At 48.7% G+C, this 12,513-nt stretch carries 11 protein-coding genes; 1 reads left to right on the plus strand and 10 read right to left on the minus strand.

The window, feature by feature from the left end; translation table 11 throughout:
- Positions 1–15 precede the first annotated feature (15 nt).
- The 5 genes from PV783_RS21785 to PV783_RS21805 all read right to left on the minus strand — a co-directional run bounded on the left by PV783_RS21785 (position 16) and on the right by PV783_RS21805 (position 6,713).
- Complete coding sequence (locus tag PV783_RS21785; protein ID WP_420989545.1) at positions 16–3,270, minus strand: TonB-dependent receptor; 3,255 nt, start codon at positions 3,268–3,270, stop codon at positions 16–18.
- Between the two features lie 227 nt (positions 3,271–3,497).
- Positions 3,498–4,697, minus strand: a complete 1,200-nt coding sequence (locus PV783_RS21790; RefSeq protein ID WP_420989546.1) for a FecR family protein — start codon at positions 4,695–4,697, stop codon at positions 3,498–3,500.
- Between the two features lie 94 nt (positions 4,698–4,791).
- Positions 4,792–5,421: an RNA polymerase sigma factor gene (locus PV783_RS21795; protein ID WP_420989547.1), complete on the minus strand. Its 630-nt coding sequence runs from the start codon at positions 5,419–5,421 to the stop codon at positions 4,792–4,794.
- Between the two features lie 96 nt (positions 5,422–5,517).
- Positions 5,518–5,976, minus strand: a complete 459-nt coding sequence (locus PV783_RS21800) for a YhcH/YjgK/YiaL family protein (protein WP_079472707.1) — start codon at positions 5,974–5,976, stop codon at positions 5,518–5,520.
- Positions 5,977–6,044: 68 nt separating this feature from the next.
- Positions 6,045–6,713: a GDSL-type esterase/lipase family protein gene (locus tag PV783_RS21805; RefSeq protein WP_420989548.1), complete on the minus strand. Its 669-nt coding sequence runs from the start codon at positions 6,711–6,713 to the stop codon at positions 6,045–6,047.
- Between the two features lie 66 nt (positions 6,714–6,779).
- Here PV783_RS21805 and PV783_RS21810 point away from each other — a divergent pair, with 66 nt between their 5' ends.
- On the plus strand, positions 6,780–7,187 hold the full coding sequence (locus PV783_RS21810; protein WP_420989549.1) for a YrdB family protein: 408 nt from the start codon (positions 6,780–6,782) through the stop codon (positions 7,185–7,187).
- On the opposite strand, the gene PV783_RS21815 is transcribed toward PV783_RS21810, so the two are convergent.
- The 5 genes from PV783_RS21815 to PV783_RS21835 all read right to left on the minus strand — a co-directional run bounded on the left by PV783_RS21815 (position 7,184) and on the right by PV783_RS21835 (position 12,504).
- Complete coding sequence (locus PV783_RS21815; protein ID WP_079472704.1) at positions 7,184–8,167, minus strand: ABC transporter ATP-binding protein; 984 nt, start codon at positions 8,165–8,167, stop codon at positions 7,184–7,186. The two genes, PV783_RS21810 and PV783_RS21815, sit on opposite strands and share 4 nt — an antisense overlap.
- Before the next feature lie 259 nt (positions 8,168–8,426).
- Positions 8,427–9,500 carry a dipeptidase gene (locus PV783_RS21820; RefSeq protein WP_420989550.1) on the minus strand — a complete coding sequence of 358 codons (1,074 nt, stop codon included), beginning with the start codon at positions 9,498–9,500 and terminating at the stop codon, positions 8,427–8,429.
- A 14-nt stretch (positions 9,501–9,514) separates the two neighbouring features.
- Positions 9,515–10,552, minus strand: a complete 1,038-nt coding sequence (locus tag PV783_RS21825) for a PfkB family carbohydrate kinase (RefSeq protein WP_420989551.1) — start codon at positions 10,550–10,552, stop codon at positions 9,515–9,517.
- A gap of 95 nt (positions 10,553–10,647) precedes the next feature.
- Complete coding sequence (locus PV783_RS21830) at positions 10,648–11,118, minus strand: RidA family protein (protein ID WP_420989552.1); 471 nt, start codon at positions 11,116–11,118, stop codon at positions 10,648–10,650.
- 69 nt (positions 11,119–11,187) lie between these two features.
- The gene (locus PV783_RS21835) at positions 11,188–12,504 is read right to left on the minus strand and encodes a gluconate:H+ symporter (RefSeq protein ID WP_420989553.1); all 1,317 of its coding nucleotides are present in this window, start codon (positions 12,502–12,504) and stop codon (positions 11,188–11,190) included.
- Between the last annotated feature and the right edge of the window lie 9 nt (positions 12,505–12,513).

Genomic DNA, 12,513 nt, shown 5'->3' on the forward strand with positions numbered 1-12,513 from the left:
AATGCGGTTAAGCGATTAAAAGGTGAGGTTCAAACCAAGCAAAAGGGTACGTGACAGCGGGTATACATCCCATGAGTTGTCCATACCTCTCGACAGGGCAGCGCCACCGATATCCGGGTTGTAGCCTTTGTATTTTGTGATGGTGAACAGGTTTTCCCCGGAAGCAAATACCCGTACTTTATCAATGCCCCATTTGGTCATCAGTGATTTAGGCACACTATAACCGATTTCCAGTCGTTTGAAACGCAGGTAGGAACCGTCTTCCAGCCATCTGTCGCTGTTATCGCGGTTATTGTTATTGGGATCAGATAAGGTGAAGCGCGGGAAGTTGGAATGATTTTCCGGCGTCCAGGCGTTCAGCACATCTGTAGAGAAATTGGTGACTTCATTCATTTTGTCCATCCATTTTCTACGGGCGTTGTAGATCTTATTACCGGTTACGGCTTCGAGGAACAGGCTCATATCAAAGCCTCTCCAGGAAAGGTTGGCAGACAATCCCATGTTCAGGGTCGGGAAAGGACTACCTAAATTTTGTTCATCCTGGTTATCGATGATGCCATCGTTGTTGAAGTCCACGTAGCGGATATCGCCGGGTTGCGCATTGGGCTGGATAGGCACGCCATTCTTATTATGCGCGGCCACTTCTTCTTTGGAATTGAAGATGCCGGCGGTTTCAATCAGGAAAAATGCACCGATCGGGTAACCCACTTTTGCGCGGGAGATGCCGCCAAATTCCTGCCGGCCCGAACCGATATTGATGGCCGTCATTTTATTGGAGGTATGCGCTATATTGAACCCGAGGCGATAATTGAGATCTCCTTTTTTATCCATGTACTCCAGCGATACTTCGTAGCCTTTGTTTTCGATCACACCTGCGTTGAGGGTGGGCGATCCTGTTTTACCTACCGACAGCGGGAATGGTACGCTTAACAATACGCCATCTGTTTTCTTATTAAATACATCGAAGATGAAGAACAACTTGTTATCGAGGAAACCTGCATCCACGCCGAAGTTGGTGATCTTGGTTTCTTCCCACGACAAGTCGATGGGAGAAGCATAACCGCTGGCGGTAGCACCGGGCCATAATACGCCGCCCTGCACATAGTTTAAGCCGCTGGTAATACTGTTTTGCGTAAGATAATTACCGATTTCCTGGTTACCCAGTACGCCCCAGCTGCCACGCAGTTTCAGGGTATTTACGGCGTTGGTTAAACCGGAGAAGAAATGTTCATTATGTAAATTCCAGCCCGCAGAAAAAGACGGGAAAGAACCGTACTGGTAGTCGGTGGCAAAGCGCGAAGAACCGTCTCTTCTTACCGATGCAGAGAACAGGTACCTGGAATCATAGGAATACATGATGCGTGCAAAGCGGGAAACGATGCTGCTCGTGCTGGCAGAACCATCATTCTTCTGGGAGGTGGCGAGGCCGGCGCCCAGTGTGGTGGTACCTATCGGCAAATCATCGCGGGAGGCGCTGAAACCGGTGCTTATGTTTTTCTGTGCGGTATAACCAATCAATCCGTCGATGTTATGTTTGCCCAGCTTCTTGTTGTAGTTCAGGGTATTTTCCACCAGCCAGGAATTGCTGGTAGTGGTACCTTGCTGCAGGTCCGGCAGCGGGTTGGCGGAGTTGCCGTCATCGAATGCACCGGAATAAACGCGGGCGCTGCCCTGCCCTTCCGTTAAGCCTACATTGAATTTATATTTCAGTCCTTCTATCAGTTTTACTTCCACGAAAGCATTTGCCAGCAGGGAGAGATCTTTAGCGGTGTTCTCCACGCTTTCCAGGCGGGCAACGGGGTTCGACAGGTTCTTCATGAATGTGGGTCTTCTGCCGTAGCCACCGAGATTTTGTGTTGGATCATAAACAGGCACGGTAGCCGGCATCATGAGGGCGCTGCCTACAATGCTGTGTACCGCGTCGCCACCGCCGGGGTTGTTGCGGGTGTTACCTCTTTTGATGATCACGGTTTCGCCTACACGCAAACGGCCTTTGCTGTATTCTGTTTTGATCCTGAAATTGGCAGCGGAATAATTGGTGTTGACGATGGTACCGTTTTCTTTCAGGTAGCCACCGGATAAGTTATAGGTAAAGTTCTGGGATCCGCCGCTGAAGTTAACGTTGGTGCGGGTTAAGGTAGCTTGTCTGAAAATTGCATCCTGCCAGTCGGAGTTAACGCCTGCATATTTAGGGATGCCGCTCATGTTAGCGCTCATAAGGTTGGTCCATTGTTCGCCGCTGAGTAAGCTCATTCTTTTTGGCACCGACTGTACGCCGAACCAGGTATCCACTTCCAGTTTTGGGGTAGTTTCTTTGCGGCCGCCTTTGGTGGTAACGATGACCACACCGTTGGCAGCGCGGGAGCCGTAGATACTTGCGGTGGCTGCATCTTTCAACACTTCAATAGACTCTACATCATTGGGACTCACCCCGTCGATGCTGTTTACAAAAACACCATCAACAATAAAAAGGGGGGCATTGTTACCGAGTGTACTCATACCACGGATGGTGATGATCATACCGGCTCCGGGTGCGCCGCTGGAAGATTCCACGGAAACACCGGGTACGCGGCCCTGGATAGCCGAGCTGATATTTTTTGATACGTTGGCACTGATGCTGCTTACTCTTACGGAAGACACTGCGCCTGTAACATCTTTTCTTTTCTGGGTACCATAGCCTACTACCACCAGTTCTTCTGTTTGCACAGCTTTGGGTTTCAGGGCAATGTCCAGTGCGCCGGCCTGTGATACGGTTCTTTCCACCGGTTCATAACCGATGAAAGTAACTACCAGTACGCCGCCATTTTCCGGCAGTTGCAGGGTGTAGTTACCTTTGGCATCCGAGCTGGTACCTTTGGTAGTGCCTTTCAGTTTAACCGAAGCGCCGGTAAGGGCTTCGCCGGTAACTGCATCGGTGATTTTACCAAACACGGAAATATTCACCACGGGTTGCGCGGTTTCCTCCGTTTGATCCTTTCCTTTCACCGAGAGGATGATGGTATTATCGACGATACTGTAATTGAGTTTTTTATTGAGCAAACACTTGCCCAATACATCTTCCAGGTCGGCCTGCACCACTGCTACAGATACCTTGTCGGTCTGCTCCAGCATTTCTGTATTATAAAAGAAGGTATACCCGGTTTGTTTCCGGATTTCCTTGAACACCTTCGACAGCGTTACATTACGCATGTTAAGGGTTAGTTTTTGCGAGTAACCGGTAGCACTTACCTGCATAGCCAGTACCAGCAGCAAAAAAGCAGCTAGTTTCATAACTTTCAGCATTTGCGCGAACACCCGCGTTCCGGGGTGTTTGCCAGCATGTCTAAATAGCATAGATTTGTTAAGTTTTTGGTGAGCGTTAAGCTGTTTACGTCAAATAAGCGTGTATATGCCCACCAGACAATTTTCACCGGGGACGTTGCCGCGTTCCCGGTTTTTATTTGCCTGAAGCATGTTCACACGAAGATCCTGGTTGTTACATCCTTATATTGGTGCTGTTATTTTACTTCAACGATGATTTGTTTTCCTTCAATATTAAATTGTATCCCGGCTGTTTTTAAAATACGCAGCGCCTGGGATAACGTGGATTGTTTGCGTATAGAACCGGTATAATGCTTGTCCGGTACCGGTCCGGAAAATTTCACATTCACATCGTACCAGCGTGCCAGCTGTCTCATAACGGTGGCTAAATCATCGTCATCAAATTCGAACATGCCCATTTTCCAGGCAATTGTTTTGTCGATGTCAGCTTCGCTAACCAGTATTTGCCGGCTGCTTTTCGCCAGCACCGCCTGTTGCGATGGTGCAAGGATTACGCTGTTGCCGTTTGGCTGTGCTACGCTGACTTTCCCCGATACCAGGGTGGTGTTCACTGTATTTTCATCGTCGTAGGCCATTACATTAAACGTGGTGCCCAATACGGCTACTTTAAGTCCGTTGTTCAGTTGTACCTGGAAAGGTTGCGCGGCATTTTGTGCTACTTCAAAATAGGCTTCTCCCGTAAGAAAAACTGTTCTGTTATTACCCATAAACCGGGTGGGGAAACGCAGGGAGGATGCGGCATTCAGCCATACTTTGGTACCATCCGGCAGCACGAGCTGGTATTCTCCTCCGCGGGGAGTTGCCAGGGTATTGAACGTCACCTGGTTGCCCGAAGTGGCGGTTACATCATACACCAGTTTGCCTTTGTCTTTGCCGATGCGGGTACCGTCTTTTTCCTGCAGGCCGTTGCCGTTGAGGGAGTCCAGTATTACTTCTGTGCCGTCGCCCATTACCAGGCGGGCTTTGGGCGCACCGGGCAGTACATCGTGTTGCGCTATGGGAGCGATGGTAAGTGGCCGGCCGGATTTGCCGTTGCCATAATAATACCAGGCGGCAGTACCTGCTGCCAGCAATAATACGGCGGCTGCAACTGCGCGCCAGCGGGAGAAGTAACGTACTTTTTCTTCCGGGAGGTTATGTGCAATGTGATCCTGCAACAGTGATCTGAACCTGTTCACTTCCACATCCAGCCTGCCCTGTTGCCCGTTCACAATATCAAATATCCGGCGGGCCCGGTCAAACGCGGGGCGCTTGTCCGGATTTTCGGCAATCCATTTTTCCCAGTACTGCACATCGTTTTCATTGATCCCGATGCAATAGCGGAGAAATGAATCGTCCAACAGGAAGTCATCTGCAACGTTAAATTGATGGTCCATTGTTACTGTTAGTAATAGCTAGTGTAAGAAAACACGGATTATTCCCAAGAAAATGACCACTATTTTTAAAAAAGTTTTTTGCCCCGGGAGGAAATCAGCCGAGCGCGCGGAGCAGCAGTGCTACCAGCAGCTCTGCAGAGAGGCTTTTCAGCGCACTTCCGAGGGTGTTGTAAGCGGTTTTGGTGGTGATCCCCACCCGTTTGCTCACTTCTTCCATGCTGAGGCCATCGAAATAGCGGAGTTGAATAAGTTCTTTCTGGCGGGGTGTGAGCGTAGCCATTGCTCTTTTGATCTTTTGTTTTATTTCTTCAGATGTTTGAACGGCAACGATGCATTCTTCATAGGAAAGCTCGTGCGGAGCCGTAGTATCTGACCAGGCGCCTGCGGCTTCGTTTGATTTTTTTGTTTGCCGGATGTCTGCAAAAATGCGGCGTCGCAGCCAGGTGAGAAGGTACGACTTTACATTGGTTACAGCGGGTAGTTTCCCGCGCTGGTCCCATATTTCGAGGAACATATCATTGATCGCATCTTTCGTAATTTCTGTATCTCCGCAGATGCGGATACCGTAGTTTACGAGATAGAAATACAGTTGTTCATACAGCTCTACCAGCGCTTCCTGCCCGTTGTTGCGCACACGGTTCCACAGCAGGATATTTGCAGCAGCTTCTTCTGCCGGTGCGCCCGCGGCAAATTGTTCAGGGAATGAGCTTTGGTCACTGTTCATTGTTCACTGGCTGATTCATAAAAGTGGAAACGGCGTCGCAGATGCGAACTTCCCGCATTTACCCTGGTGTTGGCAGTAAATGCGGGAAGTAATATATTATAAGTTTACAGCTATTTTAATAACTACCTTTTTTACCGGCATAGGCGTGCTTACCTTGATGTTGGGCATGTGCAGGTCGGTAGGGAAGAAAATGGCAAACATGCCTTTTTCCAACCGGGAGAAAAACATCGGATGTTCTGCAAACAGCTGGTAGTCGGCTGTTTCATCATATGCTTTGGAAGGCACCTGTTCCCGCAGGAAATCGTGGCCTATCAATTCAGAACCAGACACCATATACTGGATATCGATGTACTTCTTATGCGCCTCCATCTGCTCAGTGGAAGTATCTACGGTATCATATTCATTGACAATAGCGAAGATATTACTTCCGTCTATTTCGTACTTTCCTTTTTCCAGCCCGGCCAGGTCTGTTTGTGCCAGGTACTCAAAAGCCTTGATAAATTTAACTCCCAGGCGGTAGTAAAGATGGGCGTTCTGCAGTGTATCCAGTATCATGTTTTGTAAAAAGGTATTAATAAGGCGGCAAGATACTTTTTTTTCTATATACCAGATCTTTGGCCTGTTTACTTCTTTAACAGGTGGGGCTGGATAGCTTTTTCCCAGATAGCATATCCCTTCTTATTCATATGCAGCATATCATCGAGAAACAGTTCTTCGCGCGACTTACCCGTTTTGTCAAGCATCAGCGGGAAAATATCCACATAAACTATATTTTTCTCTTTAGAGATATAGTCCTTGATAAGTGCATTCGACTGCTTCGCTTTCTCAAAGAATTTCGCCCTGGAAGGACTGGGTTTCATAGATATATAAACCAGCGGTACTTCCGGCAATTTACTTCTTATGGTGGTGTACAGCACTTTAAATCTTTGCAGCAGGGTATCTGCGGTAGATTTATCCTCCACTAAATCATTCTCTCCTACGTAAATCACTATCTGGCGTGGGTGATAGGGGAAGATAATATCGTTGGCAAAATAGGTGATATCGGTAGTAATAGCGCCGCCTACTCCCCTGTTCAGCACCACATAACTGCTGAAGTTCCGTTCCAGGTCGTCCCATTTCCTGATGGAAGAGCTGCCCACAAACAGGATAGGATGCTCCGGAGGTGCATACATCTTATCAAACTCTTTGATGGTGTTAACATCCTTTGCAAAACGCAGCGGCGATTGTTGGGCAAACAGGCATCCGGTTACGTGGAGCAATACAAAACCTGCCAGGAACAAATATCTTCTCATAACTATCAAATTTTTCAGCAGGCTTTAAGATAAACGAAAAATATTTAATTTAGAACAAACTATTACATGAATACCCATCCTGTCAACTTAACCGTTCGTTTTCTGCTGGAAATTTTAATGCTGGTGATATTGGGTTATTGGGGCTGGCACCTGGGTGATGGATGGCTGTCGTATGTGCTGGTGGTGGCCTTTCCACTCACCGCTGCGGTATTGTGGGGCGTATTCCGCATTCCCAACGACCCCAAAGCTGCGCCGGTGGCTATTCCCGGGGTAGTGCGACTGCTACTGGAACTTTTCCTGTTTGGATTGGCCGTGTGGGCGTTACGCTCAATGGGGTATCTGCGTGAAAGTATTGCGCTGGGCGTGGTGGTAATAATACATTATGCAGTATCCTGGGACAGAACCTGGGTGATGCTGCAAAACAAGCCCTATAACGGGTTTTCGGACAAGAAAATTATGGGAATAAAGCCTTAGAAATACCAAACGGTTTCGGGCGCTACGCTTACATTCACTGTTGCGCCTTTTTTCAAACTGGTATCCGTGGTTTTGATAGTGACTACTTCACCTCCGAGCGCCACTTCGGCTTCCAGGAAGCTGCCGTAATAAGCGATATCACGCACCTTGCCGGATACGGCATCTTTTTTTGCACGAACAATTTTGAAATCTTCCGGGCGGATGAAGATGCTTTTGCCATTCAGCGTAATGCCTGGCAATCCTTCCAGCACAGCAGCTCTTCCCGGTGCAAGGAGATTGTATTTTCCAAATAACCCGGCTACATATTCATTCACCGGCTGATTATAGATCTGTTGAGGAGATCCCTGCTGTACTATTTCCCCGTCTTTCATCACCAGTATTTCATCTGCCCAGGGCAGGATATCCATCGGATCGTGAGAAATCAGCATCACGGTGATACCCAGCTTATCACCCATATCACTGATCACTTTTTTCAGGATGCTTTTATGGATCATGTCCAGGTTGGAGTAGGGCTCATCCAGCAAAAACAACCTGGGAGAAGAGATGAGGAGTCTTGCCATAGCGATGCGTTGCTTTTCACCACCCGACAACTGATCCGTTTTTCTTTTGAGCAGATGTGAAATGCGGCAGATATCGTAGATCTCTGCCGCTTCTTCATCGGTAAGCTTATTGGCATAGGACAGAATTTCTTCTACCCGGTAATTATTTCTCAGTTCAAAATGCTGGGAAAGATAGGCGGTGCCAGGATGCCCTGGAATCAATACTTCCAGCGCTCCCTTCACACGTTTGCCTTCAAACATCACGGTGCCGGCATCTGCCTGGGCCATACCACCAACAATTTTCATCAGGGTGCTTTTACCGGAGCCGGTTTCACCTGCGATCACTATTTTCTGAAATGCTTGTTGTGTAAAGCTGACATTCTTTAAAATATACGCGCCGTGCAGTTCCTTGCTGATGTTTGATACTTCGAGAAAATTCATTCGTGCAAATTAATAAAAATCGCGGACTAAAGCGAAGGTGATCGCCTTCGGCGATTGTGCGGGTTTTGTCCTGGAGCAGGATTAGCCTGATTATACTGATTTTGTGGATTGGATAGTATGTTGATTTTAATGATTAGGGGAGATATATGCGGATCTATTTTCGCTGATATCTCCCCTAATCATTTATACAATCATAAAAGATCAATCCGCTTAATCAGTATAATCAGGTTAATCCTGAGAAAGACAACATCCGCGCCTTTTAATCGCGCCATGCGTTCCGCAGGAACCGCAGCCAGTTGCCGTGCATTACATTGTCGATATCGTCCGCGCTGTAGCCTCTTTTAGTAAGAAGGGCGGGCAGTTGCTGCATGTCCGCGATCGTTTCCAGGTCGTAAGGGCATTGCTCTTTGCCAAAGGCTCCGTCGAGGTCGGTGCCAATGCCCACGTGCAGCGAGTTACCGGCAATCTGGCAGATATGATCCATATGATCGATCATTTTTTCCAGGTTGCAGCCCATGCTTTCGGGTGTGGATTTGCCACGAACCCAGCCGGGCACCATCATCCAGGCGTCGAGGGCGCCACCTATAACGGCGCCTTTCTGGATGAGTGTTTTGATCATATCGTCGCTGAACTGGCGGTTATGATCCACCAGGGCGCGGCAGTTATTATGACTGGCCCATACGGCTCCGTTAAACAGGTCCATGGCATCCCAGAAGGCATCATCGCAGAGATGCGTGGCGTCGAGGATCATATTGAGTTGTTCCATTTCCCGGATCAGCTGTTTGCCTTGTTCATTGAGGTGGCCGGTGGCATCGGTACCGTTGGCATAACGCCCGGGGCCGTAGTGCGCGGGGCCTATGGCGCGCAATCCTTTATTGTAGGCGCGTTCGAGGTATTTTAAATTTACGATGGAGTCGGCCCCTTCGAGGCTGAGGATGTAGCCAACAGGCTTTTTGTCGTTGGGAGTACCATCGTTCCACAACAGGAGGTGTTGTTCCAGGCTTTGTTTGTCTTTGATCATCACCATTTCACCGGCATCTTCCATTGCTTTGTACCAGGCCAGCTGTCCCTGGGTCTGGGCCCATGCCTGTTCCGGTGAATGCCAGCCGGGCAACGGGTTATCGGGGGCTACGTAACGGCCTATCAGGGTGGCGACTACCAGCCCGATATTACCTTTCCGTAGTTCAGGAAATGCCACTACGCCTTTGGCGCGGTCGGGTTTATCATTCATACCGGCTTCTCTCGCACGGATGGCGGTTACCGGTTGCCGGAGGTCCCTGTTCCATTCCAGCGCGTTCATGCTGAGATCCAGGTGTGCATCTATTATAAACATAGTTCTATTCTTATTTAGCGTATAATTCGTCCGGACATGCCGTTTTTCATCAGTTCTTCTATTTCTTCGCGGCTCACAATGGCCCAGTCGCCCGGAATGCTTTGTTTGATGGTACCGCAGGCTGTAGCAAAATCAATGACCTGCTGCGGCGCGTATTTATTTATCAGTCCGTATAACATACCGGCCGTAAAAGCATCGCCGGTGCCAATCTGGTCGGTGATGTCAGTAACAGCAAACCCCGGTGAGTAGTAGAACTTCCCTTCATGCGCCAGCGCGCCGGTGTACCAGAGCTGTTGTTCCTTTACTTTGCGAAAGCTCATGCCCAGTGTTTTCAGCCGGGGCATGTGCTGTTGCAGGGCAGTATAACATTGCTCAAATCTTTTTTCAAGCGGCTGCGTGTTATCGGTATCTATCTTAAAATAAACTTTTACCGCGTCCAGATCCGCTACGGTTATTTCGCTGTGTTGCAGCAGTCCGGGCATAACAGCAGCAGGATGTTGTCCGTACTGCCAGAGTTTGGAACGATAGTTAAAATCGGAGGAGATGGTAATTCCTGCCTGTAAAGCAGCTTCCAGGGCTTCGCGGCAAACGTCTGCCGCACTTTCTGAAACAGCGGCGGCTACACCGGACCAGTGAAAATAGCCCGTCTGTGAGAAGATCTCCGTCCAGTTGACTTGCCCGCGTTGCAAGGCTGCATAGGCTGTTCCTGCGCGATCATAGATCACCTGCGTAGGGCGGATACTGTTGCCCGGTTCCGTAAAATACAGGCCGAGTTTATCGCCGCCATACAGGATATGCTGCGTGTTTACACCCTGACTCCTCAACTGCTGCACACCTGCTATTGCCAGGCCATTGTCCGGCACACGGGTAATGTATTGCGCGGGTATGCCCAATCTTGCCAGCAGCACACATACATTGGCTTCTGCGCCTGCATAGTATGCGGTATAGCCATCTGTTTGCTGAAACCGTTTGCCTCCGTTGCTGTGTAAACGCAGCAATAATTCGCCGAAGGCAGTTACGCTGAAACCCTTGTTACCATCCGGTTTTTGCATTATTCTTTTATTTTGATATCTGGCGCTGGTTATTCCATGTGAAAAAGTACTCTTTTTCTTACATTAAATAACCAGGCGCGTAAATATCCAAATATTTAATATAGTTCAAACAACGCTTCTATTTCTACGGGAATATTATCCGGTAAGGAGCCGAAACCCACGGCACTCCTCACTCCTACCCCATTTTCTTCTCCCCATACGGCCGCAAACAATTCGCTACAGCCATTAATGATATAGGGATGCCGCTCAAAATCGGATGTACAGTTCACCATCCCCAACACTTTGATCACCCTTTTCACTTTATTCAAACTGCCCACATGTGTTTTAATAGTGGAGAGCATGGTTAATCCTACTTGTCTTGCTGCCAGTTTACCCTGCTCCATGTCCAGTGCATCACCTATCCGTCCGATGATCAGTGATTTATCATGCTGCACAGGACCATGACCAGAGAGATACAGGTATTTGCCATCGATGAGGAAAGGCTTGTAAACACCCAATGGCGACGGGGCCGGTGGCAGTTCCAGTCCCAGGGCCGCTAATTTCTCTTCTGCATGATTGTTTTCCATAGTTACTGTTTTAATATGCTTATAAATATGATTTGGTTATACAATTTTATTTTTCCGGAGATGAATACTTTACAGTAATGCGTCCAGGATCAGTACACCGGTCAACCCTGCTGTTCCTACGATGGTTTCCATGACCGACCAGGATAACAACGTATTTCTGATACTTAAGTTAAAGTATTCTTTAAACATCCAGAAGCCGGCATCGTTTACATGGGAAAACATCAGGCTGCCGGCGCCTACCGATAATACCATCAGGTTAGGATCCGTGTGTTCCCGCAACATCAGCGGCGCAATCATACCGGCGGCTGTGATACCTGCGATAGTAGCGGAACCCACACAAGCCCTGATGATGGCCGCCATCAGCCAGCCAAGCACCAGCACCGGTATGTGCCATTGCTGCATCGCTGCCGCAATTTCCGCACTCACGCCGCTGTCGGCCAGCACCTGTTTCAATGCACCGGCCCCGGCGATGATGAGCAGGATCATCGCTACATCTTTGATCGCATCTGCATAAATATTCGTGATCTGTTTCAACGACCGCTGCTGAAAGATGCCCAGTGAAAACGTAGCTACCAGCACTGCAAACAACATCACGATCTGCGCATCGCCGGCAAACAATACCCAACAGTGCACCGCTTCACTTCCACCGCTAAAAAAATGCGACAGTAAGGTAGTTAATATGAGCAGAAAAACAGGCAGTAACGCCGTGATAAAACTGTTGCCTTTTCCGGGCAGTGGCGTGTTGCCCGCGGTTTGTTGCTGAAACAGCGACGAGGGTTCCGATGGTATCTTTTTCAGGTAACGTGCAAAAAACGGCCCTGCGAGCAACAGTGTGGGAATGGCTACCAGCATACCATACAGGAGAGTAACCCCCATGTCTGCCTTAAACTGCCCCACCAGCGCCACAGGCGACGGATGCGGCGGCAGGAAGCCATGCGTTACCGATAGTGCCGCCAGTGTAGGCAGTCCTATATATACTGCTGGCAATTTATATTGATACACTACTGAAAAAATCAGCGGCACCATCAGCACAAAACCCACTCCGTAAAATAAGGGAATGCCAATAATAAACCCGGCTATCAGCAGGCCCCACTGCATATAGCGGGCGCCAAACAATTGCATGAGCGTATTGGCTATTTGCCGGGCAGCACCGCTTTCCGCCACCAGTTTACCGAGCATGGCCCCAAGTGCAATAATACTGAGCAGTCCTCCTACGGTGTCGCCTATACCTTTTTGCAGGGAGCCGGGAATTTTATCTGCCGGAACACCCAGCAACAGGCCCGCCATTACGGACACTATCAGGAAGGCAATAAAGGCATTCATCTTACCCCAGGTAAGTAAAATTACCAGTACCGCCATGCATAGTAATACGATAAAAAAAGACATACGATTTGC

Source organism: Chitinophaga sp. CC14 (genome assembly GCF_048957795.1).
GTDB classification, from domain to species: Bacteria; Bacteroidota; Bacteroidia; order Chitinophagales; family Chitinophagaceae; genus Chitinophaga; species Chitinophaga ginsengisegetis.

Bases quoted from the DNA above. Each gene is read 5' to 3' on its own strand.
- PV783_RS21835 (WP_420989553.1), bottom strand. From the start codon at position 12,504: ATGTCTTTTTTTATCGTATTACTATGCATGGCGGTACTGGTAATTTTA.
- PV783_RS21830 (WP_420989552.1), bottom strand. From the start codon at position 11,118: ATGGAAAACAATCATGCAGAAGAGAAATTAGCGGCCCTGGGACTGGAA.
- PV783_RS21805 (WP_420989548.1), bottom strand. From the start codon at position 6,713: ATGAGAAGATATTTGTTCCTGGCAGGTTTTGTATTGCTCCACGTAACC.
- PV783_RS21795 (WP_420989547.1), bottom strand. From the start codon at position 5,421: ATGAACAGTGACCAAAGCTCATTCCCTGAACAATTTGCCGCGGGCGCA.
- PV783_RS21825 (WP_420989551.1), bottom strand. From the start codon at position 10,552: ATGCAAAAACCGGATGGTAACAAGGGTTTCAGCGTAACTGCCTTCGGC.
- PV783_RS21810 (WP_420989549.1), top strand. From the start codon at position 6,780: ATGAATACCCATCCTGTCAACTTAACCGTTCGTTTTCTGCTGGAAATT.
- PV783_RS21815 (WP_079472704.1), bottom strand. From the start codon at position 8,167: ATGAATTTTCTCGAAGTATCAAACATCAGCAAGGAACTGCACGGCGCG.
- PV783_RS21790 (WP_420989546.1), bottom strand. From the start codon at position 4,697: ATGGACCATCAATTTAACGTTGCAGATGACTTCCTGTTGGACGATTCA.
- PV783_RS21800 (WP_079472707.1), bottom strand. From the start codon at position 5,976: ATGATACTGGATACACTGCAGAACGCCCATCTTTACTACCGCCTGGGA.
- PV783_RS21785 (WP_420989545.1), bottom strand. From the start codon at position 3,270: ATGAAACTAGCTGCTTTTTTGCTGCTGGTACTGGCTATGCAGGTAAGT.
- PV783_RS21820 (WP_420989550.1), bottom strand. From the start codon at position 9,500: ATGTTTATAATAGATGCACACCTGGATCTCAGCATGAACGCGCTGGAA.